Source organism: Paramicrobacterium salitolerans, from assembly GCF_051513965.1.
Classification (GTDB): domain Bacteria; phylum Actinomycetota; class Actinomycetes; order Actinomycetales; family Microbacteriaceae; genus Paramicrobacterium.
Genome location: NZ_CP195847.1, coordinates 310867 through 335094 on the forward strand (window position 1 = coordinate 310867; position 24228 = coordinate 335094).

The window sequence follows — 24228 nt, forward strand, 5'->3', positions numbered from 1 at the left end:
GCCCGAGCTGAGGTTACGACTCGAGCGCGGCATCCACGATTCTCTTCGCCTCGGCCAGCACCTGCTCAAGATGCTCGTCGCCGCGGAATGACTCCGCGTAGATCTTGTAGACGTCTTCGGTGCCGCTCGGCCGCGCCGCGAACCACGCGTTCTCGGTCACGACCTTGACGCCTCCGATCGCCGCACCATTGCCGGGCGCCTCCGACAGCGTTGCTGTGATCGTCTCGCCCGCGAGTTCCGAGACGCTGATCGCGTCGCCGTCGAGTTTCTTCAGCGCCGCCTTCTGCTCAGGCGTGGCGGGAGCGTCCACTCGGCGGTACGCGGGAGCACCAAAGCGTTCGGTCAGCACGGTGTACAGCTCCGATGGCGATCTGCCGGTCACAGCGCGAATCTCTGCCGCCAGCAGGCACAGCAGGATGCCGTCCTTATCGGTCGTCCAGACGCTGCCGTCCTTGCGGAGGAAGCTCGCCCCCGCGCTCTCCTCGCCACCGAACCCGACCGAGCCGTCGATGAGCCCGGGCACGAACCACTTGAATCCGACCGGCACTTCCCAGAGGGCGCGATCGAGGGATGCCGCGACGCGGTCGATCATCGAACTTGAGACGAGCGTCTTTCCGATCGCCGCCTCCGGGTGCCAGCCGGAGCGGTGCTGGTAGAGGTAGTCGATCGCCACGGCCAGGAAATGGTTCGGGTTCATGAGGCCGCCGTCGGGAGTGACGATGCCGTGTCTGTCGGCATCCGCGTCGTTTCCCGTGAGGATGTCGAAGTCGCTCCGGTGCGCCAGCACCGAGGCCATGGCGGAGGGGCTCGACGGGTCCATGCGGATCTTGCCGTCCCAGTCGAGCGTCATGAAGCGCCACGTCGGGTCGACCGTCGGGTTCACGACCGTGAGGTCGAGGCTGTAGCGCTCGGCGATCGCCTGCCAGTAGTGCACGCTCGCGCCGCCGAGGGGATCGGCGCCGATGCGGATGCCGGAGCGGCGGATGGCCTCCATGTCGATGATGTTCTCGAGGTCACCCACGTAGCGTCCGCGGAAGTCGTAGGTGTCGACGGCGCTCGGCTCGGCGCGCTTCACGCCCGCGAGGTTCTCTTCGATCAGCTGGTTCGCACGATCGGCGATCCACGTGGTCGCGTCGCTGTCGGCCGGGCCGCCGTGCGGCGGGTTGTACTTGAAGCCGCCGTCGCTCGGCGGGTTGTGGCTCGGCGTGATGATGATGCCGTCGGCCCGGTCGGTGTGCGTGGGGTCGTTGTTGTAGACGAGAATCGCGTGGCTCAGCGCGGGAGTCGGAACGAAGTCGTCGAACTCGTCGATCTTCACGTGCACGCCGTTTCCGACCAGCACCTCGAGCGCGGTCGTGCGTGCGGGGGCGCTGAGCGCGTGGGTGTCCGCGCCGAGGAACAGCGGCCCGGTGACGCCGATGGACTCGCGGTACTCGACGATCGCCTGAGTCGTCGCCGCGATGTGGTGCTCGTTGAATGCCGTGTTCAGCGACGAGCCACGGTGTCCGCTCGTGCCGAAGACCACTCGCTGTGCCGCCACGGTCGGGTCGGGCACGAGCTCGTAGTAGGCGGAGATGAGGGCGGCGACGTCGACGAGGTCGGCGTCAGTGGCGGGAGTACCAGCGCGATCGTTCATTTCACCATTCTCTCAGGCCGCTAGGCTCTCTGCTATGCCTCAGAACGACGATGACACCCTCCGCACGTACAGCTACCTCGGCCCGCGCGGAACGTTTACGGAGGCAGCTCTCGCCCAGGTCCCTGAGGCGCAGGGGCAGCACTGGCGCAGCGTCAACAACGTCGGCGAGGCGATCTCCGATGTGGCCACGGGGGTGTCCTTCGGCGCCGTTGTCGCGGTTGAGAATTCGACCGACGGCGGTGTGACGGCGGTTCAGGATGCTCTCGCGACCACGCCCGGCCTTCGGATCCAAGGGGAGTACCTGGTCCCGGTCGATTTCTCGGTTGTCGCGCGCCGCGGCGTCACACTCGCCGACGTGCGCATGCTGAACGCGCACCCCGTCGCCTACGGACAGTGCCGCACGTGGATCGACGCCAACCTGCCGAACCACTCGCACATCCCCGTGACGAGCAATGTGGCGGCGGCCGCCAACCTGCTGGAGAGCGATGTGGCGGATGCCGCGGTCGCCCCTCCCAACATCACGGATCATTACGACCTGGAGGTGCTGGCCGAGCACATCGGAGACAACAGCAACGCAGTGACGCGCTTCGCCCTCGTGACGATGTCGCGCAGCATCCCTGAACCCACCGGTGCGGATAAGACGAGCTTCGTCGCCGACCTCCCGAGCGATCAGCCGGGTGCCCTTCTCGACATGCTGGAGCAGCTCTCCACCCGCGGCGTGAACATGTCGATGATTCAGTCCCGTCCGATCGGCGACGCTCTCGGACGCTACCGTTTCGTGATCGACATCGACGGGCACATCCGCGATGAGCGGGTCGCGGACGCTCTCATGGGCATCCGCCGTTTCAGCCCGAAGGTCACCTTCCTCGGCTCGTATCCACGGGCTGACAAGGCTCAGATTCAGTTCGATGCGCGCTACAACGACGACGTGTACATCGAGGCGCGCGACTGGCTGCGCGGACTGCTTTCGGGCGAACCCGGCCTCGAGCAGTAGCCACACGACGAAGGAGAGTGCGATGGCCGACGCCGACACATCGTTCGACCCGCGATTCGATCCGCGGTTTCAACCCGGGTACGACCCGGAGAAGCACAGCGACGCGACTCGCGTCGACACGATAAAGGATGCCGCGGAGCAGCCGGCCAGCCCCCGCGATGCGCCCCTTCCCATCGTCGACGCCGAGGACCTAGAGCCCGGCGGCGAGCTTGACCAACCAGACACAGGGCAGGAGGATGCCGCGCCGCGACGTCTCGGTACGCTCGCGCTTCTCGTCCGCAACCCTTTCCTGTGGGTCATCGTGGTCGCGGGCGTCGCCCTCGTCGCCTGGGGCTGGAGTTCGTACTTGTCGGCGATCGAGACGACGCAGACCTTCATGTTCCGCGGCTATAACCCTGAAGACGAAGCGACCGCCGAGGACTACGCGACGGCGCAGTTCGTACTCGGGGTCGCTCCCCTTGCGATCGCTGTTGGCCTTCTCTCGATCGTCGGAACCGTGTTCTTCGGCGCGGTGACATGGTTCCGGGCGCATCGGAAATGACGGTTGACCGACGAATTTCTCGGCGTGCCCTCGTGATGACCACGGTGGGGATGCTGGTCCTGCTCGCGGGTATCCAATTCATCCTGTCGGGTTTTGCGCAGCGCTTCGAGTCGGCCGAGTCGGCAGTGACGATCCGTCATGAAGACGTGCCTTCTGACCTGACGGACTACGTGTATTACGCAGCGGAAGGCAGCAGCCAGACGTTCGCCAAAGAGCACGTCGACCAGTTTGTCGAGAACCTGACCGTTGTGCTGCTCTCGAGCGCGGAACAGTCGGGAAGCTTTACCGTCACACCCATCGTCGCCTTCGTCAGTGATTCGAACCTCGTCGCAGTGGGGGCCGAACCTCCCATGTATGTGCTCTCCTTGCAGATGTACGGGGGCAACGTCTGGGAGCCTCACGCCTATATGATCCCTGGGTTTCTTGGGGCGCTGACGATGCTCGGTGGGCTGTTCTGGCTCGCCGCACGATGGCACGTGACGCAGCCTGATCGGCGTCGCGAGATTGACGAAAGGCGTGTCTAACAGCGAAACTGTGTCTGGCCCCACGAAAGGTCAAGCCCTCTGTCTCGGCGCTCCGCGCGCCGCCATCCCGCATGCGCGCGTGCCCGGACGAGCTTCAGCCGGCGCTGTCTGACGCTTTCCCGCAACACACAGAAAGACCGCATGTGACGAATTCCACCGTCAATGACTACCTTCGCACCGTCTACGAGGCGGCCGTCGCGCGCAACGCGAATGAGCCAGAGTTCCACCAGGCCATGCACGAAGTGCTCGAATCGATCGCGCCCGCTCTGGTCGAGCACCCGGAGTTCATCGAGGAGCGCATCCTCGAACGCCTCGTCGAGCCCGAGCGTCAGATCATGTTCCGGGTTCCGTGGACGGACGACAGCAACCGAGTGCAGGTGAACCGCGGATTCCGCGTTCAGTTCAACTCGGCTCTCGGCCCGTACAAGGGCGGCCTGCGCTTCCACCCGACGGTGAACCTGTCGATCATCAAGTTCCTCGGCTTCGAGCAGATCTTCAAGAACGCCCTCACCGGGCAGGGAATCGGCGGTGGCAAGGGCGGCAGCGACTTCGACCCGCACGGCAAGTCGGATGCCGAGGTCATGCGGTTCTGCCAGGCATTCATGGACGCCCTCTACCACCACATCGGCGAGTACACCGACGTTCCCGCCGGAGACATCGGTGTCGGCGGCCGTGAGATCGGCTACCTGTTCGGCCGGTTCCGCAAGCTCACCAACCGTCACGAGTCCGGCGTTCTCACCGGCAAGGGGCTCGGCTGGGGCGGCGCGCAGGTGCGCACCGAGGCGACCGGCTACGGCGCTGTGTTCTTCGCAGAGGAGATGCTCGCGGTCCGCGGCGAGGGCATCGAGGGCCGCACGGCGATCGTGTCGGGCTCGGGCAACGTCGCAACCTACGCCATCGAGAAGGTGCAGCAGCTGGGTGGCAAGGCCATCACGGCATCCGACTCCTCGGGCTACATCGTCGACGAGGACGGCATCGACCTCGAACTGCTGAAGCAGATCAAGGAGGTCGAGCGTCTGCGCGTGTCCGAGTACGCGGCACGCAAGTCGTCGGCGCGCTTCGTCGAGGGCGGGTCGGTCTGGGATGTTCCGGGCGACATCGCCCTGCCGAGCGCCACGCAGAACGAGCTCAGCCTTGAGGGCGCCCAGGCACTCATCAAGAACGGTGTCATCGCGGTCTCCGAGGGTGCGAACATGCCGACGCAGCCCGATGCCGTGCACGCCTTCCAGGAGGCCGGCGTGCTGTTCGGGCCGGGCAAGGCAGCGAACGCCGGCGGCGTCGCGACGAGCGCACTCGAGATGACCCAGAACGCGTCGCGCGAGCGCTGGTCGTTCGACGACAGCGAGCGCCGTCTGCACGACATCATGCGCAACGTCCACCGTTCCGCATACGAGGCCGCAGAGCGCTACGGACACCCCGGCGACTACGTCGTGGGCGCGAACACCTCGGCGTTCGTCCAGGTCGCGAGCGCGATGCTGGCGCAGGGCGTCATCTGACGGCATCCTGAACGCGCCTCAACGCAACCGTCAAAAATGGCGGGGAATCCGCGCGATTCCCCGCCATTTTTGACGTCTGCCTGCACGGGGCGTCATTGGGGCATCAGGGAGACCAGCCGAGTGCCCGGAGACGTCGTTCGATGCGATCGCGAAGGTCCGGCAGATTTCCCAAGTCTCCTCCGGTGAACTGCAACTGCTCCCATCCTTCGTCGATGATCTCGTTGGTGCGTTGCACATCCGCCCGCCACTGCTTCTTGTCGGTTCGGTGGTGGTCACCGTGGTACTCGATTCCGAGCTTGTACTTCGGGTATGCGAGGTCGATAACGCGGTACCCCGGGGCATGCGTCAGGTTCAGTCGGAAGTTCGCCGTCGGGGTGGGGAGGGAGCTGACAGTGAGATCCACCCGTACGAGAGACTCAGGCCGAGAGGCTGAACGGTGGCTTGCGAGCGCCAGCGCATCGTCGAGGCGGCGAAACCACGCATGGTTCTTGCACCGGTCAGCTGCAGCTCGAAGCTTCGCCTCTGTCGTACGTGGGTTCTTCCAACATAAGAGACCATCAGCGGCCGCAACAAGATCGGGAACGTCGAGAATACTGCCGAGATCGCACCACGTGCGCTCGACGCTTGTGACAGGAAGATCGCTGACCACGTCACGGTCGGCTCGTGTCAGCACTGCACTGTGACCGATGACTCCCCGTCGACGAACTCGCGTGTGGGGCGCCGGCACCATTGCATGGATTCGTCGGTCGTTAACGAGCGGCAGCCACATGCCGTGAAGCTGAGCGGCCGTGATGTGGCTGAACACGATGCGCTCTGGCATGCGGCTGAGTAGTGCCGCACAGCGAAGCGCGAGCGTTGGCTCCTCCGACGTGAGCAGACGAGTCCCATGAAACGGCGCGATGAAGGCCGAGCTTCGCATCTGTGAGCGGGTCTGCCCTCGGTCGTGGCCGTCGTTCACGGATAGAGCGTGCGGGAGACCGTCGGGAATTGGGCGGAGGAAACGTATACCTCCAGAGTGATGTTTGTGCGGACCGGGCTCCCGCGTCGTTCGACATCTGTGGATGGTCGCTCATCGCCCGCCCCTGTGGGCGGAGAGGCGACCCGGAACCCACGTCAAAAGTGGCGAGAAAAACGTCGGATTCGTCGCCGTTTTTGACGGGTGCGTTGTGGGGCGCGCGGGGCGTGGCGGGTGCGCGCGGGGCGCGGGGCGTGGTGCGTGGGGGCCCGGGGCGGGCGCGCGGGACGGGCGCGTGCGGCGCGGGACCAGCGCGCGGCGTGTCAGCGGGACGCCGGAACCCTGACGGCCAGCGCGCCCGCGTCGACCGAGAAGCGTACGATGCTCGCCGTGCCCACCTCGTCGCCGTCGAGCTCGAGCTCCTGCGGATCGTCCGGGCGCACGGTGACCCCGGGGGAGCGCAGGTACGTGACGGTGCTGTCCTTGCCCTCGGAGGCCTTGAGGATGCGACGGCCGATGCTCGACCGGCGCAACACGCCGTTCTCCCACCGGACCTTCCGCCACACCTGCAGCCAGCCGAGCACTCCCTTGGGCTGCAGCACGGCGACATCGAGCTCGCCGTCATCGATGAGCGCGTCGGGCAGCAGCTCGATCCCCGCGGGAAGTGTGCCGCAGTTGGCGACGAGGATCGTACTGACGTGAGCGCCGTGCGGCGCGGCATCCTTCAGCTGATACCGGATGCGGAACGGCTTGATGCCGGAGAGTGAGCGCACCACGGCATCCGCGTAGGCGAGCCAGCCGACCGACTTCTTGAGGTCATCGTTGGTGTTGGCGATCATCTGCGCGTCGATGCCCATGCCCGCCATCACGAGAAACACGTACTCGTCGACTGCGCCACCCACCTCGGATCTGACCTCTGCGATACCGAGGTCGATCGTGCGCGTGTCGCCGGTGTAGGCGACGGCCATCGCATGCTTGACGTTGGAGAGTGGCAGGTCCAGGTTGCGTGCCAAGAGGTTGCCCGTGCCAGCGGGAACGATCGCGAGCGGGACGCCCGAATCACGGAGCCCTTCGGCCACGCTGCGCACGGTTCCGTCGCCGCCGGCTGCCACGACGATCGACGCTCCGTCGGCTGCCGCCTGCTTCGCAACGGCGGCTCCGGGGTCGTCGACCGTGGTCTCGACGAACGTCGGTTCGCCCCACCCATGCTCGGCGGCTCCATCGGTGAAGACACGCTTCAACCGGTCGGGATCCGTCTTCACCGGGTTGTAGACGACCGCGGCGAACTTCTGCTGATCGTGGCTCATATCAGAAACTTACCCGGTTCCGCTTAGACTTGAGCTGTGATTGATCCCGTACTTCTGCGCGAAAACCCTGACCTCATCCGACGCTCTCAGGAGGCGCGCGGGTCTCGGGTCGAGTTGGTCGATGAGGCGATCGAGGCGGATGCCGCGCGGCGACGCGCCATCGGAACCTACGAAGAGCTCCGGGCGGAGCAGAACGCCTTCAGCAAGAAGGTCGCCAAAGCGCCGAAGGACGAGAAGAAGGCGCTCATCGCCGAGGTGCAGGAGCTCGCCGCACGTGTGAAGCAGGCGCAGCACGATGCCAGCGAGGCTGAAGAGACGTTCACGCGCGTTGCCGGGGCCATCGAGAACGTCATCATCGACGGTGTGCCCACGGGCGGCGAAAACGACTTCGTCACGCTGCGTACCGAGGGGGAGAAGCCGACGTTCGACTTCGCCCCGCGCGATCACCTCGAGATCGGGGAGAGGCTCGACGCGATCGACATGGCGCGCGGCACGAAGGTGTCGGGCGCCCGCTTCTACTATCTGAAGGGCATCGGCGCACGTCTCGAGCTCGCCCTCATGAGCCTCGGGCTTGACCGCGCTCTTGAGGCCGGGTTCACGCCGCTCATCACCCCGACGCTCGTGAAGCCCGAGATCATGGCGGGCACGGGCTTCCTCGGCGAGCACGCCGACGAGGTGTACAAGCTTGAGGCTGACGACCTGTATCTCACGGGCACGAGCGAGGTCGCGCTCGCCGGCTACCACGCCGACGAGATCGTCGACCTGTCGTCGGGTGCGCTGCGCTATGCCGGTTGGTCCACGTGCTACCGCCGTGAGGCCGGTTCGTACGGCAAAGACACTCGCGGCATCATCCGTGTGCACCAGTTCAACAAGCTCGAGATGTTCGTCTACACGACTCCTGAGGATGCCCAGGCGGAGCACGAGCGGCTCCTTGCGTGGCAGGAAGGGATGCTCCAAAGCCTCGGCCTCAGCTATCGGGTCATCGACACCGCGGCCGGCGATCTCGGTTCGAGCGCCGCGCGCAAGTACGACGTCGAGGCCTGGGTGCCGACGCAGGAGGCATACCGCGAGCTGACGTCGACCTCGAACTGCACGACTTACCAGGCGCGGCGCCTCGACATCCGGCACCGCACGGAGTCCGGCAAGACGACGCCGGTCGCAACCCTCAACGGCACTCTCGCGACGACGCGCTGGCTCGTCGCGTTGCTCGAGACGCATCAGCGCGCCGACGGCTCTGTCGTGATTCCCGAGGCGCTTCGTCCCTACCTGGGCGGTCTCGAGGTCGCGGAGCCTGTGGCGTGACAGCCGCGTTGAAGCTCGTCGCACTCGATGTCGACGGAACCGTCCTGCACGAGGACGGCGACGTGTCTCCGGCCGTGCTGAACGCCGTGAAAGCGGCATCCGATGCTGGCCACCGCCTGATGCTCGCGACCGGGCGCAGCTGGGAATCGACCGAGCCGGTGATGGCGCAGCTCGGCCTTGCGAGCGACTACGTCGTCTGCGCGAATGGCGCGCTGATCATGAAGCGCGACGGCGACGGCTATGTGCGGCACCACGTCGAGACGTTCGATCCCACGGAGGTGCTGACCCTCATCCACGCGAACCTCGATGACGGTCGCTACATGGTGGAGTACCCCGACGGTTTTCGCCGCTACACCGAGGGAATGACGGACTGGAACCTCGAGGGCGCCGAGAAGGTGCCGTTCGAGGAACTCCTTGAGAAGCCCGTCACGCGCGTCGTGGTCGTGTCGCCAGGGCATGACGAGCAGGAGTTCCTCCAGGCCGTCGAAGACATGGGACTGCACAAGGTCACGTACGCGATCGGGTGGACGGCCTGGCTCGACATCGCACCGTTCGGGGTCAACAAGTCGACCGCGCTCGAACACGTTCGGTCGTGGCTCGGCGTCGCGCCGACCGATGTCGTTGCAGTCGGTGACGGGCGGAACGACATCGAAATGCTGCGGTTGGCCGGGCGTGAGGGCCGAGGCGTGGCGATGGGGCAGGCGCCTGATGTGGTGAAGGATGCCGCGACAGAAGTCGTCGCGGACGTCACGAACGACGGTGTCGTCAGCGTGCTGCGCTCCTTGTAGTCCTGCTCATCGCATCGTCGTCGAGGTCGGTCGACGCACGATGACCAGGAAGAGAGTGACCAGGACCGGGACTGATTCTTAGGGACAACGAGGTGTCGACCTCGAGTGCCGGGAGGTCAAAACAGACGTGTGACACATCAAGTAGTCGTATAATGCAATCACTTGAAGGAGGTGCGATGCCAATTGCGCCACGATCGGGGTGCGCAATCAACGCCGCCGTCGAGGTTCTGGGTGATCCGTGGACGATGCTTGTGCTCAGGGACATCATGTTCGGCAACCGGCGACACTTTCGCGAACTGCTCACCGGATCCGAGGAGGGCATCGCCAGCAACATCCTCAGCAATAGACTCAAGCGTCTCACCGAGCAGGGGTTGCTGAGTCGGGCAACGGCGCGGCGCGGCCAGCGGGCGCTGTACTCCCTCACCGAGGCCGGCATCGAGGTCTTGCCCATCATGGTCGCGCTCGGAAACTGGGGCCTCGATCATCGCGATGGCGACGGTCGCCTCCGGGTCCGTGCCGAGCTTCTTCGAGACGGAGGTCCGGCACTCGTCGAAGCGATGATGGACGAACTTCGAGAGATTCACCTCGGAGTTCCGCGACCTTTCCCGGACGCCCCGCGCCCGAGTGAGCAGCTTCAGGAGGCCTACGCCGCAGCAGTCAGCGAGTAGCGGGCGGCGGGCATCACGGGCCCATCTCGACGCTCGTTACTGCACAGGGCGATACCGCGTCGCGATCGCCCCCGACTGGAACTCGCGACGATCCACGGCCTGGAGCCGGATCCGCTCGCCGAGGCCCGCGAGCAGAGACGGTCCGTGCCCAGCGAGAATCGGATGCACCACGAACTCGTACTCGTCGATCAGGCCGTGATCCGCAAGGGTCAGCGGGAGCGCCACTCCGCCGACCAACAGATCCCCGCCCGGCTGCTCTTTGAGCAGTCGAACGGCACTCTCCACGTCGCCTCGCAGTAACTCTGAATTCCAATCGACCGTTTCCAGAGTGCTCGACACGACATATTTCCGCGCCCGGTCGATGGCTTCGGCGAAGGGGACCTCCCACTCGTCCATCCAATCGGGCCAGCAGCCCGAGGTTGGTTTGCGCCACGCCGACTCCATCATCTCGTAGGTCGTTCGACCGTAGAGCAGCGCACCGGCGCGTCCCATCTGCTCGGTCCAGTACTGCATCAGCTCTTCGTCCGGTGCGACGCCCGCCGCGTGATCGCAGCAGCCGTCGAGGGTGACGTTGATCGAGTAGCGAAGTGTTCTCATGGCGATACTCCCGGTTCGGATCAGCGGTCGGCGTCGTTCGCCGCTTCGACGGCTGACACGGCGTACCTCAGCAGAACCCCTCCGGTGTCGATCGCGCGCGCCTCGAGAAGCTGAAGGGGGCGGACAGAGGGGGCCGGCTTGAACAGCGCGGTCCCCTCGCCGAGGATCACGGGTGCGACACCGATGAGGAGCTCATCGACGACTCCCGCGCGGAGGAGCGAGTCGGTGAGCACGGCGCTGCCGAAGACATAGATTGGCCGGTCGTCGGCCTGCTTGCGTCGCGAGAGCTCGCCGACGATGTCCGCCGTGACCTCGGTGTTGCTCCAGCTCGCTTCGGTGAGGGTTCGTGAAGCTACCAGCTTCGGCGCCGAGTTCATATAGTCGGCGATGTCGGATTCGTCGTCGGTGTTCTGCCAGTGGGCCGCCATTCCCTCATAGGTGACACGACCGAACACAATCAGGCCGAGCTCGTCGCCGAAACGAAGGCTGAGCTGTCGGAGGTCTTCACCCCAGATGTGCTCGTGCAGCCGAAGGTCCCATTGCTGCGTGCCCTCGAAGAATCCGTCGACTGAGATGATGTTCCACGCGATCACTTTTCCCATGCGCAAGCCCCTCTGATTGCGATCTGCAACTTGTCTTGCTGGCAGAGTAGATCATCGAGTTGCATTTTGCAATCACTTGATGAGTTGGTGAAGAAGCCGACCGGCTTGCAGCTTCGCGGTTGATTGCGGGTGCCTGTGGTCTAGATGAAGGAACTCCGCGGGGCCCGTCGTCGCTCTAGCGGCATCCTATTCTGCGTCGATATTGTCCTGCGGCGACGGTCGGGTAGAATCGTCCGCGCACTGCTTTCGAGCGGTGAGGAGGGCTGTCCGAGCGGCCGATGGAGCTGGTCTTGAAAACCAGTGGGCAGAAATGTCTCGTGGGTTCGAATCCCACGCCCTCCGCCAATTTCCTGCGTGCAACCGGCGTTCATGCAGGAACTTTCTATCGTGCTCACAGCACCATGTGCGTAAAATCGGAGATCTGAGTACTGTCTGGTCACGCTGAGCGCAGACCGATGTGCTCCGCCCCCGACATCGTTGAGAGGACTCTGAGTGGCGCGACGCTCCTCAAACACCGTGCGTCACGGCAAGCTGCCGAGGCGCAGTCCGTGGACCAGCGCCGGCAAGTTCCTCGCCGCCGCGGTCGCTGTCGTCGTCGTCAGTGCGGGTGCTGTCGGTGCCTGGGCGATCAACGACATCGTGCAGACGGTGCCCGAGGGCGTGACGCTCGCCGGTGAGACACCGGGACAGGCGATTCCCGACATCAACTCGATCGAGGGCGGCGCGAACCTGCTGCTGATCGGGAGCGATAGCCGCCAGGGCCAGGGTGACGGCTACGGCGATCCTGACAAAGAGACCTCGACACTCAACGACGTGACGATGCTTCTGCACATCGCAGAGGATCACAGCAACGCGACGGTCGTCAGCTTCCCGCGCGACATGTATGTTCCGATTCCGTCGTGCGAGAAGGTCGATGACGATGGCAAGCCGACGGGCGAGTTCTACCCGGCGATGAGCCGTCAGAAGATCAATACCTCCCTCTCGTACGGCGGTATGGCCTGCACGGTTCAGACGGTGAGTGAGCTGACGGGGCTTGAAATCCAATACGCCGCGATGGTGCAGTTCAATGGCGTGATTGCGCTGTCGAATGCGATCGGCGGCGTCGAGGTGTGTCTCGCAGACTCGATCAAGGATCCGAAGACCGACCTCGACCTCCCCGCTGGTCAGGTGTCTCTCAAAGGCAAGGACGCTCTGCAGTTCCTCCGCACTCGCCACGGCGTCAGCGACGGTTCCGACCTCGGCCGAATCAGCAACCAGCAGATGTTCCTCTCCTCGCTCGTTCGTGAGCTGAAGTCCGCTGAGACGCTGACCGATCCGGTGAAGCTCTACAGCATCGCCAAGGTCGCTGCGACGAACATGACGTTCTCGAACAGTCTGAACAACATCAACACGATGGTGTCTCTCGCGATGGCGCTGTCTGACATTCCGACGGACAAGATCACGTTCGTCCAGTATCCGAACTACTACCAGGGTGACGGTGTCTCGCCGCTCACGACGGATGCCGAGACCCTCATGGACGCCATCAAAGCGGACAAGAACCTGTCTGTCACCGGCGGCACCGGCGGCTCCATCGTGAAGGGCGAAGAGGGTGACTCCGGTGAGTCGACGGAGCCGACGACGCCGCCCGAGACTGAGGCGCCCGATTCAACGGCACCGCCCGAGGATGACACTGTGGAACTGCCCGACTCCATCCACGGACAGAACGCGTCGCTCGAGACCTGCGCCGACGGAAATGGTCGATGACAGGATGCCGCACGGCGCCGCATCTGCGTGATTAGCTGATGGGCCGATCACCCGTTATGCTTTAACCCGCGTTCGCTTCGAACGCACGGAGACGTCGCATAGTCCGGTCGAGTGCACCACCCTGCTAAGGTGGAGTCCCCGCAAGGGGACCGCGGGTTCAAATCCCGCCGTCTCCGCCAATGTCCTGAGTCGCGACATCGTTTACGAACGAGTCGCGGCTCAGGACTTTTTTCGTTGGTGGGGTGTTGACGTGTGATGCGGGGCTTATAGGCCAAAACGTGTGGATGGGTTCGGGCGTGTCATGTTCGTCCTGCCCATCCTGTGCGGGTCCAGAGGCCTTCTTCTGCGGTGAGGCCGGTGTCGTAGAGGCTGGGGGTTTCGTCGGGGTGGTGTTCTTCGTTGGCTTGTTCCGGGGGTTTGTTTTTCGTTGGGTATGACGCGTGTTTCAGGGCGTTGTCGAGTGTGAGTTCGTGAAGGGTGAGGAACCATTCCGCGGCGCGTTTCATGTGTGCTTGGGTCATGCCGCGGTGGGTGCGCAGCACGGCTCTGATTTGGCTGTTGATGCCGCCTTCGAGGGCGCTTGTGGTGCGTGGGTTGCCGTATTGGATGTAGGTGAATAGGGTTCCTTTGCGTAGGACGTTGCGGATCAGGTGCCAGGCTTTGCGCAGTGGTGCGTGCTTGTAGCCCCATTTGCCGTCGCGGAACAGGGTGCGTTCTTCGGTGAGGTGTCCGAAGTTCTGCCACCAGTGGTCGAGTTGGAGTTGCCAGTTGATCGCTTCTGTTTCATCGTTCTGATCGATGGTGCTGAGGGCCATCACGAGGCGGCGTAGTGCTCGGCCTGCTGTGGTTCGGGGTTTCCTGGTCAGGTGCCGTGTTGTGTTCATTTGCAGGTGGAACAGGCAGCGTTGATGTTTGGTTTCTGGCCAGGTTCGGCGTAGAGCTGAGGGTAGGCCGCTGCCTCCGTCAGAGACGAGAACGGCGGGGGCGGGGATCTGCTCGAGCAGTGCTGTCCACGCGGCTGTGGACTCGCCACCGCACCACTGCCAGGCCAGAACGGAGCCGGTGTCACTGAGCGCGATCAGGAGACACCAAGTGCCGACCCAGAGGCCGTCGACCATGACGGCGTGATACACCGTCTCGGTCGGTGGTAGCTGTGGTTGCACGTCCCAGCACCAGGCTGTGAGCCGACGAAACGAGCGCCCCGTGCCGGTGTGATCGATCTCGGCTTGCGACTGTTTGCCAATAAGCCAGGACACGAATCGGCGGAGCTGTTCCCTGCGGGTGACATCGGGACGTTTCCTTGACTGGGATGAGCCACATGACCGACACCGCCACCGCTGCGTGCCTGCCGCGGTCTTCCCGTTCTTCACGAGCTTTGAATCGCATACCAGACACGTCGTCGAATTCGCCGCAAGGTCCACAACTAAGCATCACGGACCATACCGTCCCTCATTTACCCGCGAGATCACGCGGCTAGATCACGATTCCATCCACACGTTTTGGCCTATAACCCTGATGCGGGGTCGGTGAGTCGGGTCATCGTTGACGGTCGAGTCAAGGTTTCTTGGCCTGGTAGTTCTTGTCGGGGTCGATGGTGAACTCGGCGATGATCTGGCCGGTGCTCAGGCTGCTGACGGTGGCGTTGCGGTCGTGGGCGAGGATGAGCACGGGGGTGTTTGTGTGGGCGCGACCGATGCCGAGGTGTCGGATCTGGCCGGCGTAGCGGATGGTGACTTTCCCATGTTTGTCGACGATGTCGGTGCGTGAGCGCCATTCGGTCGTGTCCGTGGTGGTGGCCGGGGTGGCCTTCGGGAGGGCTGTGTAAGTCTGCTCCGGGGTGTGGCGGCCGATTGAGCGGTGCGGGCGGGCAGTGTTGTACCAGGTCTGGAACTCGGTCAGCAGTGTCTGCAGGTCCTCGATCGTGTTGGGCAGAGGGTGCGCCTTGAGCCATCGTTTCAGGGTCTGGTGGAAGCGTTCGATCTTTCCCTGGGTCTGGGGATGTCCTGGGCGGCCGTTCTTCTGGGTGATGCCGGTGGGTGGCGAGGAGTTTCTCGAAGCCTCCGCGGGCGCCCTTGAAGCGGGCCAGGCGGGTGGTGAACACGAGCCCGTTGTCGGTGAGGGTCGAGGCTGGCGGGCCGTAGCGGGTGATCAGTTTGGTCATGGCGGTCACCACCATGGGCCCGGTGAACGCGGCCGCAGCACGGATGTCGAGCAGGTAGCGGGAGTGGTCGTCGAGGAAGTCGAGGATCTCGATCCGGGTGCCGTCGGTGAGGAACCAGTGGGTGATGTCGGCTTGCCAGCACTCGTTGGGCAGGTCGGCTTGAAAGCGGATGTAGGAACTGCGGGGCGTTTCTGTGGGGCGGCTTCGGCGCGGGTGAGGCCCTGGTCGGTGACGGCGCGGACGATGACGAGGTTCTTTGGTTTCACTCGTCAACGATGACGCGACTCACCGGTCAACGATCACACCCACCGATCTGTCAACGATGTCGCGACTCAGGTGTCACCGATCACGATCAGGATCCGCGCGATTAGCTGTCAACGATGTGGTGAATCGCAACACCCCCGTCTCCGCCAATGGAACATTCCGAAAACCGTTCCGAAAACTTGAGCTAGAGAAGCGGTTCAGTCGATTTTTCCGACTGGGCCGCTTCTTTTTCTTGCTTGTTCGTGTTTCTGCTGCGGCTCGGATCCTGAGTGCATCTCGCCTTTGGTCGCGCGCTCGCACGGACGCGGGGGCCGTGTGAGCCGGTTCTCGCTCCAAAGCTTCCTCCGTACATCGGCATTTTCCTGGCCCGAACCTGCGCGAACGGGTCGTTCTGATCGTAGCTCTCTGAGCCAGCTCTGAAGGGCAGAGTCAATGATGACGATGATTCGAAACAGTATGGATGCCTCCCCCGAGGGGCACGTGCCGACACCGCGGCAGTCGCTCCGGAGGACGTACGTGATGTGCAGGCTGCACCCGACACCAGTCGAATCCGGGCGCATGTCAGCCGATGAGCCTCCAGCTTCGGCGAGCCCGCTGCTCCGGCAGTGGGACGCTCTGCGACGGCAGTACGTAGCTCTCGGCCACGAGGTCCACGTGATCGACGCGAAGCCGGGGGACGACCGCCTGATGTTCGCGGGTGCCATGAGCTTCACTCTGAACGGAATGGCGTACATAGCCGATACCGAGGCGCAGCAGGGCGGCATCCGAAGCATTGAGAGATGGCTGAGGTGCCACGGCTTTCGTACGCTCGAGCCCATGAACGCCAACGACGGAGGCGACTTCGTCGTGGTCGGCGACCGCGTTCTGGCCGGGTTCGGATTTCACAGCTCGCGCGCCAGCCACTCCGAACTGGCGCGCACTTTCGGTCGGGAGGTCGTCAGCCTGAAGCTCAGCGACGAGCAACTCCCGCGCCTCGACCTCGCGCTCAGCGTTCTTGACTCTTCCGCTGAAACCGCTGAGATCGCGTATCTTCCGAGCGCCTTTGACGCGAGGAGCCGGAGGCGACTCGAATCTCTGTTTCCAATCGCAATCACGGTAGAAGCGGCCGAAGCTCGACACAACGCGCTCAACTGTGTCTCCGATGGTCACCGAATCGTCGTCGACTCGCGGGCAGAACGGTTCATGCGTGATTTGCAGAGCCGTGGATTTCAGCCGGTGCCCGTGGAAGCGGATGCTCTCGTGAAAGCCGGCGGCGGCATCAAACGCTGCACTCAAGAGCTTCGCCCGGGCACCCTCGACGGGCGACTTGCGCGCTAGCTTTCGCGGTTCTGTGCGTCGTCGTCCTCCCACGGCAGGTCGGCGTCGACCTCGTTGCCCCGCATCCGTGCCGCGTCTTCGACCTCGGCGCTGTCCGTGTCGTCGGGCATCCCCTCGGTCTGACGAAATTCTTCGACGTGATCGGTCTGCGTTCCCTCGACCATGCCCTCGGTCTCGTGCTTCATCTCGTCGTCGAGATTCGGACCGTGCTTCGAGCTTCCACGCGGTGCCATGATGCCCTCCTCGAAATCGCAGGTCACGCGCCGTGAGAACACGTGACAGAGCCAGGATGCTCGCGAGCGACCGCGCCGAACAAGGGGCTGGCATCCGTGCGGAAGACCGTGTTAGGGCGGCGTCTCCGGGTTGGGCGAGCGCGGCATCCTTGCGGCATCCCCTGACAGTGAGAGCAGGCTGAACCTGCCAAGTCCCTGTCAACCCCTTGTTGCAGCCCGCTTCGCTTCTTAGCGTGGAGATCAACCTCACGAAAGGAGCACACCATGGGCTTCGGAGACAAGATCAGCAACGCTGCCGAAGAGGCAAAGGGCAAGGCTAAAGAGAAGTTCGGCGATGCTACCGACAACGAGAGCATGGAGGCTGAGGGCCGCGCAGATCAGGCCAAGGCCAATGCGAAGAAGGTCGGCGAGAACGTGAAGGATGCCGCTGAGAACACGAAGGACAGCGCAAGCGACCTGTTCAACGACGACAAGTAACAGACCATTACCTGAGCGGCCCCGCGGAATGCCCGCGGGGCCGCTCTCTGTGTGCGGTTCGGCTGCGCTTACGGCTGTGGGGCGTGCGAGAGCTCCCCGAGACTCGGGGTCAGGATGCCGGCCGCGTGAGCGTCCTCTCAAGCAGCCGCAGCGCTTCGAGCGTGGTCTCTTCGACAACCGTCTGGGGGTCGCCGTTGAAGCTCTGCTTGTCGATCTGCACTCCTGTGTCGGTCGCGATCGCGAAGAAGACCGTTCCCGCCGGCTGGTCGTCCTGCGGCTCGGTGCCTCCCGCGCCCGTGACCGCCACGGTGACGTCGGCGTGCAGCATCCGTCGAACCGCGACAGCCATCTCCTCGGCGGCGGACGCGCACACGACGGGCCCCGCGCTGACGTTCAGCAGATCGTGCTTCACATTGCGGCTATAGGCGACGATGCTGCCCGCGAACCAGGACGACGCATCCGGCGCGGCCCCGAGCGCCGACGCGATGCTGCCGCTCGTGAGTGACTCGCACACGGCGACTGTCAGGCCACCCTCGCCCGCGGCATCCGCGATTCTCTCGGCGATTCTCGCCTGCTCAGTCGTCATCTTCGTCTCCTTCGTCGTCCTGCATGATCAGCCGGCGCAGCGCGCGCTCGGGGGTGACGCGGCCGGTCTCGAGCAGCCAGCCGTCGCGGTAGCGGTCGAAGACGCGTGGGTCGATGTAGCTCGCGCGGGCCACGGCGGGCGTGTTGCCGAGGCGGTCCGCCGTGCGCGTGACGGCCTCGCGGATCGCTCGCGTGCGCGCCGTCGCCGTCGACTGCAGGCCGAGCGATGCGAGTTCGGCGGCCGCGGTCGTGGTGCCGTGAAGCGTGCGGAAGTCCTTTGCAGTGAACTCGCCGTGCGTGCGCTCCTTGACGTAGGCGTTCACCTCGGTGGGTTTGAGAGGATGCCACGCGGCGCCGTCCCGCCACGCGAGCAGGCGCTCCGTCTTGCCTCGGCGCTTGAGCGAGCGGACCGCGGAGGCGAGCTCGGCATCCGTCGTCTCTGACCCCCACGACATTCCGCTCTTGCCCGCGAAGTCGAGAATCACGGTCGCACCCGACACGGTTGCGTGCTCGCCGAGCAGTGTCGTGAGACCGCGGCTGCCGTGTCGACGGGCGTAACGCTCGCTGCCGACGCGCAGATACGCGCTGTCCAAGAGTCGAAACGCCACGGCAAGTGCGCGCTCGCGAGAGCCGTAGGATGAGCGCAAATCGCGGGTGACGAGTCCGCGCGTGCTGGGCAGCGACGCTGCGAGCTCGAGCATCCGGTCGTACTTCTCGCGCCCGCGCTGCCGCAGCCACTGCTCGTGGTAGATGTACTGCCGCCGACCCGCGATGTCGGTGCCGACCGCTTGGATGTGCGAGTTCGGCTGGGGCGCGATCCACACGTTCGCCCAGGCGGGCGGAATCACGAGCTTGTCGACGCGGTCGAGCGCCGCGGCATCCGTGATCGGTCGTCCGCGCGTATCCACGAGAACGCGCCCTGAGTCATCGTTCACGAACGTCCATCCCGGTGACGAGGTGTCGGCAGATCGCAGTCGCGCCATGGCTCTCCTCGTCGTCGGTCGGTCGTCGGTCTCGTTGGTCGTCGTGGTGCGAACGTATGGCGATGCGCGGGTCGCCTCAAGGGCTTGACACTCGGTCGCCCGCGACGCATGTGTCGGGCGATGTCAACCCGCTTCCGCACACGCACGACCAGGGCATAGCGTCGCAGTCACATTCAACGCGAGACCAGAATCAGACGGAACACGGAACGGAGGGTCATCATGACACCGCAGCGTCCCAAACCGAGCCAGGCCGAGGGCGAAGACCCGGAGCGCGAGGGCCAGGGCGAAGCCAACCCCGAGAAGGGCCACCCGTCGCAGGCCGAGGGTGAAGACGACGAGCGTGTAGAGAAGTGACTCCGCGCTCCGGCCGGCCTATTGATTCAGAAAATCGAGCACGGCACGCGTGATCTGTGCTCGGGCGTCGTCGTGGGTGATCGAGGGGATGCCGTCGCCCGACTGTGCCCCGTAGTCGCCGAACTGCGCGTGCGACGCTCCTGCGATGACGACGAAGTCGCTCCCGGCGGGCAGGTTCTCGCGCGAGGCGGCGATCTTCTGCGGCGTCGAGAGCCCGTCGCGGGTTCCGGAGACCGAGAGCACGGGAACACCGGCGTCGCTCATGTCGCCCACGGGGTACGCCGCGAAGAGCACGAGGCCCGCGACGTCCGAATTCTCCGCGGTGAGCGCCGCCACGGTTCCGCCGAGCGAGTGGCCGCCGATGACCCAGCGCTCGACGTCGGGCAGCGTCTGCGTCGCCGTGTCGAGCGCCCCGAGCGCCGTGAATGCGATGCCGAGCGGCTGCTTCACGATCACCACCGGGTGCCCGGCCTCGGCGACGGGACGCAGAACGGCCGCATATGCGCGCGGGTCGACCAGGGCGCCCGGCTGAAACACGAGACCGGTCGACTCGTCGGTCGCGCCGACGGGCGTGAAGGTGATGGTGGTCGCCGTCTCGGTCACCGCCACTGCGGCATCCTCGTGCATCGCCTCGAGTGCGGGAGCCTCAGCCGTATGCGGGCGAAGCCACCCGACGACGCCGAGCCACACGATTCCGAGCGCCACGAGAATGAACCGCCCGAGCGTGCGCACCGAGCCACGACGCCACTCGCGGACGCCGGCCGACACGAGTACGGCGATCGCACCGAGCAGCGTGACGGCGAGCACGATCGCGTAGGCGGGATGCCCGTGGACGACGCCGCCCCACGCGGTCGCGCACGCCCACAGAACGACGGCGAGCCCCGCGCACGCGAGAACGCGCCACACCCAAGGCCGAGGGTGCGGCGCGTTCGCGGTCATACGTTCAATCTACCGGCGTGGAGACCTCTCAGTCGCGCGACGGCTCGAGCATGCTCTGCGCGAAGAAGGCGCCGAGTTCTGTGGTCGCTTCGAGCGGAAGCACGTGCGCGACGTACTGGTCGGGGCGCACCACGACGACGGCTCCGCTCCGTGAGATCTCCCGCTGCTCGAAGATGTCGTCGTCGGGCAGTGTCGCATAGACCTTCTCGTAGTCCACGAGCTGGAACGGTCCATTGTGCGGCAGGAAGATCTTCGGCACCACGCCGATGTCGACGCCCTCGAGCTCCTGCTGGTAGATGACCTTCACATCGAAGAGGCTGTCGAGGTCGTCGCCCTCAGGCGTGAACCGCTTCACGGGAGAGGCATCGCTCTCCAGCATCCACGCCGCCCAGGTCGAGAGCGCGGATGCTTCGCCTGGCGCGCCCGCATCGGCGAACGCGTAGATGCGCCAGCGTCCGTCGGCGCGCGCATGGTGGCCGAGGTGCACGGGGTTCGTGTCGCACACGCGGGCCGCCATCGCGGATTTGAAACGCTTGCCGATCGGGAACCCGACGGCGAGTTCCTGGTGCTCGCCTCCACCCGTGATCATGGACGGCTTGTACTGCGTCATGAATCCCGCGGGGAACTCGGCTGTCGCCGTGTAGAAGTCGCTCAGCTCCTTCGGGTTCTCGAATTCCTCCGGCTTCTTCGCCATCATCGTCGACCATTCCTTGTCGAAGTCGATGAGGTTCTGCGCGATCTCCTGGCGCTCGCCGGAGTAGGTCGCCAGCAGCGACTCCGGGCTGCGTCCCGAGAGCACTTGACCGAGCTTCCAGCCGAGGTTGAAGCCGTCCTGCATCGAGACGTTCATGCCCTGGCCAGCCTTGGCGCTGTGCGTATGGCACGCGTCACCCGCGATGAACACGCGCGGGGTTTGCTCTCCGGTCTGCTCGTCGGGCACATCGTCGAACTTGTCGGTGACGCGGTGACCGACCTCGTAGACGCTCCACCAGGCGACGTTGCGCACCTCGAGAGTGTACGGGCTCAGAATGTCGTTGGCCTTCTGGATGATCGACTCGATCGGAGTCTTGCGCACCTCGTGGTTGTCGTTCGGGTCGACCACTCCGAGGTCGACGTACCAGCGGGCGAGGTAGCCGCCCTCGCGAGGGATGAGCAGGATGCTTCCGGCCTCGGACTGAATCGCGCACTTGGTCCGCACATCGGGAAAGTCCGTCTCGGTGAGGACGTCCATGACGCCCCACGCGTGAAACGCCTGGTCGCCGGCGAGCGTGCGGCCGATCGACTCGCGCACCGCGCTGCGGGCTCCGTCGCAGCCGACGACGTACTTGGTGCGCACCGTGCGCGTCTCGCCGAGGTGCGCGCCCGCGGTGCAGCGCAGCGTGACGGCGACCGGGTACTCTCCGGCATCCTCCACCTCAAGGCCGACAAACTCGTAGCCGTAGTCGGGGCGGATGCGGCCAGGCCCGTGCTCCGCGCACGCGGCGAAGTAGTCGAGCACCCGCGCCTGGTTGACGATGAGGTGCGGAAACTCACTGATGCCGTGGGGATCGTCGACTTCGCGGCCGGTGCGCACGATGTGCTCCGGGTTCTCGCGGTCGGGCGACCAGAAGTTCATCGACGTGATGCGGTAGGCCTCGGCGGTGATGGCCTCGGCGAAGCCGAACGCCTGGAAGGTCTCGACGCTGCGAGCCTGGATGCCGTCGGCCTGACCGATCTCGAGGCGGCCGGCACGTCGCTCGACGACCCGCGCCGTCACGTCGGGGTACTGCGAGAGCTGCGCGGCGAGGAGCATGCCCGCTGGCCCGGAGCCGACGATCAGAACGTCGGTTTCGTCGGGAAGCTCAGCGGGGCGATCGAGGCCGGTTCCGGCCGCCGGCTGCACTCGAGGGTCGCCCGAGACGTAGCCATGGTGATGAAACTGCATTGTTTGTGTTCCCTCTCCTCGGACTGCTCTGTCGAGGCTGTTGTTCTGAGCCAGCGTGTTCTATATTTGAACACGCTGTTCTACTATTAGACGAAATGCTAGGCGAAGCGCACCGCCTGCGCAAGCGCGCCCGCGAGCGTCCGCTCCGGGGGAGTGGAGTGAGACAGATGGCGAATCCGCGAGCGACGAGTCAGATGGATGCCGCGCGAAACGGCACCGCGGGCTCGCAGACGCTGAGCCGCGGCATCCGAATCCTCGAGATCCTCGCGGAAGTTCCCGGGCCTCTCACGATCGATGAGCTCGCCGAACAGCTCGGCGTCCACCGCTCGAACGCCTACCGGCTGCTCCGGACCCTCGAGGAGCACGGTCTCGTGCAGCGCGACTCGACCGGGCGGCTGACGCTCGGGGCGCGCATGGCAGCGCTCGCCGCGGGGGTGGCGAACGATCTGCAGTCCGAGGCGCTGCCGGAGCTCACCGCCGTGGCGAATGAGGTCGGCATGACGTGTTTTCTCGCGGTGCGCGACCACGACGAGTGCATCACGCTCGCAAGTGTCGAGCCGCGCCACACCATCGCCTCGGTCGCGCAGCGTCCCGGGGCCAGACACTCGGTCACCGCGGGTGCACCCGGCAAGGCGATCCTCTCGATCCTGCCGCGGCGCGACTGGCCGCAGGGGGTGTCAGCCGACCTGCGAGCCGAGGTTGAGCGCGCCGCGCAGATCGGCTACGCGGTGAGCGACAACGAGGTGATCCCGACGGTCAAGTCGGTTGCTGTGCCGCTCGCTCTGCGGGGGCGCGAGCCTGCCGCGCTCGCCGTCGTGCACGTTGGGCCCTCGATCGATGCCGAGGCGCTGGCCCAGCGTCTCGCCCGGTCCGCGGAGGCGATCAGCGCAGCTCTCGGCGGTTGAGCCTCAGGCCTCGGGCGAGTCGATCGGCTCGAAGGCCGACGGCGTGTTGATGATGGGAGTCTCGACCGTCTCCACATCTCCGGCTGCGCCCGTGAGGCGTGCGACCGCGTCGTCGAACTGCACCAGCAGCGCGGTGATCGCGCCCTCCGCGTCTCCTGCCCGCAGCGCATCGAGAAGCTGTCGGTACGTGGGGGAGACGCTGCGTCGCACGGAGTAGCCGTCCGGTGAGCTCAGGCTCGCGATGCGAGTCTCGATGGCGAGAGTCCGCATGTAATGGGAGAGGCGGTGGCTCCCTGCGGCATCCACGAGCGCCTGATGGAACGCGATGTCCGCATTGCCGATCGCGCGCGCGTCGGTTCCCTCGCTGATCGCGACGAGCGTCGCGTACGAACCCTCGAGGCCCGCGATCGCGGCCGCGTCACCGTTTCTTACGAGCATCCGGATCGCCTGCGACTCGATCGCGGCGCGCGCGGAGTACAGGTCTGGAACGTGCTCGGCGCCGATGACGCTCACTCGAAGCCCGCGCCCCGGAGTCGCTGTGAGCAGCCCCTCCTGCACCAGGCGCTGCGTGGCCTCACGGAGCGGGCTGCGGCTGACGCCCAGCTGCGACGAGATCTCAACCTCGCCGATCGGGCTTCCGACCGGAAGGGCACCCGAGAAGATCGCGTTGCGAAGTTCGATCGCAATGAGGTCGACCGTCGACGTGCGGGGAACACGGAACACCGAGACGGGGCCACTCGAACGTGAGGTGCTGCGAGGCATGAGAGTTCCTTATGTTTCAGCGGATCGGCGACGAATTGGCATGCGTCGACACTTCATGTTTTTACACCATCAGGGTGTGTGGATGATCCTCCGGCCACCAGCTCGGGCGCGGCCTGACGACCATAACAAGTTTGTATACAAACAGACAATAGGAGGGTCTGGATGTGCGAC

General features: G+C 65.2%; 24 protein-coding genes, 2 tRNA genes and 2 pseudogenes. 14 read left to right on the forward strand and 14 right to left on the reverse strand.

Annotation, left to right across the window (positions count from 1 at the left end; genetic code table 11):
- Positions 1-13: 13 nt before the first annotated feature.
- Entirely contained in the window at positions 14-1636 is a 1623-nt protein-coding gene (gene pgm / locus ACSAGD_RS01460; RefSeq protein WP_437583950.1) for a phosphoglucomutase (alpha-D-glucose-1,6-bisphosphate-dependent), read from the reverse strand.
- Positions 1637-1670: 34 nt separating this feature from the next.
- Here pgm and pheA point away from each other — a divergent pair, with 34 nt between their 5' ends.
- The 4 genes from pheA to gdhA all read left to right on the forward strand — a co-directional run bounded on the left by pheA (position 1671) and on the right by gdhA (position 5191).
- Entirely contained in the window at positions 1671-2630 is a 960-nt protein-coding gene (gene pheA / locus ACSAGD_RS01465) for a prephenate dehydratase (protein WP_437583951.1), read from the forward strand.
- Between the two features lie 22 nt (positions 2631-2652).
- A complete protein-coding gene (locus ACSAGD_RS01470) occupies positions 2653-3171 on the forward strand; it encodes a hypothetical protein (protein WP_437583952.1) in 519 nt (172 codons plus the stop codon).
- Positions 3172-3203: 32 nt separating this feature from the next.
- Entirely contained in the window at positions 3204-3695 is a 492-nt protein-coding gene (locus ACSAGD_RS01475) for a hypothetical protein (protein ID WP_437583953.1), read from the forward strand.
- 143 nt (positions 3696-3838) lie between these two features.
- Positions 3839-5191, forward strand: a complete 1353-nt coding sequence (gene gdhA / locus ACSAGD_RS01480; protein ID WP_437583954.1) for an NADP-specific glutamate dehydrogenase — start codon at positions 3839-3841, stop codon at positions 5189-5191.
- Positions 5192-5294: 103 nt separating this feature from the next.
- Here the strand turns inward: gdhA and ACSAGD_RS01485 are convergent, their stop codons facing one another.
- Complete coding sequence (locus ACSAGD_RS01485; protein ID WP_437583955.1) at positions 5295-6149, reverse strand: hypothetical protein; 855 nt, start codon at positions 6147-6149, stop codon at positions 5295-5297.
- 320 nt (positions 6150-6469) lie between these two features.
- A complete protein-coding gene (locus ACSAGD_RS01490; protein ID WP_437583957.1) occupies positions 6470-7453 on the reverse strand; it encodes a diacylglycerol/lipid kinase family protein in 984 nt (327 codons plus the stop codon).
- Positions 7454-7489: 36 nt separating this feature from the next.
- On the opposite strand from ACSAGD_RS01490, the gene serS reads away from it, so the two are divergent.
- The 3 genes from serS (at position 7490) to ACSAGD_RS01505 (ending at position 10211) form a co-directional block, all read left to right on the forward strand.
- Positions 7490-8755, forward strand: coding sequence for a serine--tRNA ligase (serS, locus tag ACSAGD_RS01495; protein WP_437583958.1), 1266 nt, complete (start codon positions 7490-7492; stop codon positions 8753-8755).
- Positions 8752-9543, forward strand: a complete 792-nt coding sequence (locus tag ACSAGD_RS01500) for an HAD family hydrolase (RefSeq protein ID WP_437583959.1) — start codon at positions 8752-8754, stop codon at positions 9541-9543. Before serS ends, ACSAGD_RS01500 begins: the two co-directional genes overlap by 4 nt.
- 176 nt (positions 9544-9719) lie before the next feature.
- Complete coding sequence (locus ACSAGD_RS01505) at positions 9720-10211, forward strand: winged helix-turn-helix transcriptional regulator (RefSeq protein WP_437583960.1); 492 nt, start codon at positions 9720-9722, stop codon at positions 10209-10211.
- Positions 10212-10247: 36 nt separating this feature from the next.
- Here the strand turns inward: ACSAGD_RS01505 and ACSAGD_RS01510 are convergent, their stop codons facing one another.
- A complete protein-coding gene (locus ACSAGD_RS01510; RefSeq protein ID WP_437583961.1) occupies positions 10248-10808 on the reverse strand; it encodes a dihydrofolate reductase family protein in 561 nt (186 codons plus the stop codon).
- A gap of 20 nt (positions 10809-10828) precedes the next feature.
- Positions 10829-11410 (reverse strand): dihydrofolate reductase family protein, encoded by a 582-nt coding sequence (locus ACSAGD_RS01515; protein ID WP_437583962.1) that lies wholly within the window; start codon positions 11408-11410, stop codon positions 10829-10831.
- Positions 11411-11667: 257 nt separating this feature from the next.
- Between ACSAGD_RS01515 and ACSAGD_RS01520 the strand changes: the two genes are divergently transcribed.
- The 3 genes from ACSAGD_RS01520 to ACSAGD_RS01530 all read left to right on the forward strand — a co-directional run bounded on the left by ACSAGD_RS01520 (position 11668) and on the right by ACSAGD_RS01530 (position 13332).
- A tRNA-Ser gene (locus ACSAGD_RS01520) sits at positions 11668-11755 on the forward strand.
- Between the two features lie 147 nt (positions 11756-11902).
- On the forward strand, positions 11903-13153 hold the full coding sequence (locus ACSAGD_RS01525) for an LCP family protein (protein WP_437583964.1): 1251 nt from the start codon (positions 11903-11905) through the stop codon (positions 13151-13153).
- Positions 13154-13240: 87 nt separating this feature from the next.
- Positions 13241-13332: transfer RNA gene (locus tag ACSAGD_RS01530), tRNA-Ser, on the forward strand.
- Between the two features lie 120 nt (positions 13333-13452).
- On the opposite strand, the gene ACSAGD_RS01535 is transcribed toward ACSAGD_RS01530, so the two are convergent.
- From ACSAGD_RS01535 to ACSAGD_RS01545, 3 genes and pseudogenes are all read right to left on the reverse strand, one after another.
- Complete coding sequence (locus ACSAGD_RS01535) at positions 13453-14574, reverse strand: IS1249 family transposase (RefSeq protein WP_437583965.1); 1122 nt, start codon at positions 14572-14574, stop codon at positions 13453-13455.
- 472 nt (positions 14575-15046) lie between these two features.
- Positions 15047-15181, reverse strand: a pseudogene (locus tag ACSAGD_RS01540) (integrase core domain-containing protein); the annotation flags it as partial.
- A gap of 64 nt (positions 15182-15245) precedes the next feature.
- A pseudogene (locus ACSAGD_RS01545) lies at positions 15246-15587 on the reverse strand (DDE-type integrase/transposase/recombinase); the annotation flags it as partial.
- 432 nt (positions 15588-16019) lie between these two features.
- Here ACSAGD_RS01545 and ACSAGD_RS01550 point away from each other — a divergent pair.
- A complete protein-coding gene (locus ACSAGD_RS01550) occupies positions 16020-16895 on the forward strand; it encodes a dimethylarginine dimethylaminohydrolase family protein (protein ID WP_437583966.1) in 876 nt (291 codons plus the stop codon).
- Here ACSAGD_RS01550 and ACSAGD_RS01555 read toward each other — a convergent pair.
- Entirely contained in the window at positions 16892-17128 is a 237-nt protein-coding gene (locus ACSAGD_RS01555; RefSeq protein ID WP_437583967.1) for a hypothetical protein, read from the reverse strand. The genes ACSAGD_RS01550 and ACSAGD_RS01555 overlap by 4 nt on opposite strands.
- A gap of 264 nt (positions 17129-17392) precedes the next feature.
- Between ACSAGD_RS01555 and ACSAGD_RS01560 the strand changes: the two genes are divergently transcribed.
- Entirely contained in the window at positions 17393-17605 is a 213-nt protein-coding gene (locus tag ACSAGD_RS01560) for a CsbD family protein (RefSeq protein WP_437583968.1), read from the forward strand.
- Positions 17606-17714: 109 nt separating this feature from the next.
- Here the strand turns inward: ACSAGD_RS01560 and ACSAGD_RS01565 are convergent, their stop codons facing one another.
- Together ACSAGD_RS01565 and ACSAGD_RS01570 are read right to left on the reverse strand one after the other, a co-directional pair.
- Positions 17715-18191 (reverse strand): CinA family protein, encoded by a 477-nt coding sequence (locus tag ACSAGD_RS01565; protein WP_437583970.1) that lies wholly within the window; start codon positions 18189-18191, stop codon positions 17715-17717.
- Entirely contained in the window at positions 18181-19173 is a 993-nt protein-coding gene (locus ACSAGD_RS01570; RefSeq protein ID WP_437583971.1) for a DNA topoisomerase IB, read from the reverse strand. The genes ACSAGD_RS01565 and ACSAGD_RS01570 overlap by 11 nt, the downstream gene beginning before the upstream one ends.
- Positions 19174-19392: 219 nt before the next feature.
- Here ACSAGD_RS01570 and ACSAGD_RS01575 point away from each other — a divergent pair, with 219 nt between their 5' ends.
- Positions 19393-19527: a hypothetical protein gene (locus ACSAGD_RS01575; protein ID WP_437583972.1), complete on the forward strand. Its 135-nt coding sequence runs from the start codon at positions 19393-19395 to the stop codon at positions 19525-19527.
- Positions 19528-19545: 18 nt separating this feature from the next.
- On the opposite strand, the gene ACSAGD_RS01580 is transcribed toward ACSAGD_RS01575, so the two are convergent.
- Positions 19546-20466: an alpha/beta family hydrolase gene (locus tag ACSAGD_RS01580; protein ID WP_437583974.1), complete on the reverse strand. Its 921-nt coding sequence runs from the start codon at positions 20464-20466 to the stop codon at positions 19546-19548.
- 28 nt (positions 20467-20494) lie between these two features.
- On the reverse strand, positions 20495-22390 hold the full coding sequence (locus tag ACSAGD_RS01585; protein WP_437583975.1) for an FAD-binding monooxygenase: 1896 nt from the start codon (positions 22388-22390) through the stop codon (positions 20495-20497).
- A gap of 167 nt (positions 22391-22557) precedes the next feature.
- Here ACSAGD_RS01585 and ACSAGD_RS01590 point away from each other — a divergent pair, with 167 nt between their 5' ends.
- Positions 22558-23295 (forward strand): IclR family transcriptional regulator, encoded by a 738-nt coding sequence (locus tag ACSAGD_RS01590; protein ID WP_437583976.1) that lies wholly within the window; start codon positions 22558-22560, stop codon positions 23293-23295.
- A gap of 3 nt (positions 23296-23298) precedes the next feature.
- Here ACSAGD_RS01590 and ACSAGD_RS01595 read toward each other — a convergent pair whose 3' ends face one another.
- Positions 23299-24057 carry a GntR family transcriptional regulator gene (locus ACSAGD_RS01595; protein WP_437583977.1) on the reverse strand — a complete coding sequence of 253 codons (759 nt, stop codon included), beginning with the start codon at positions 24055-24057 and terminating at the stop codon, positions 23299-23301.
- Positions 24058-24228 lie beyond the last annotated feature (171 nt).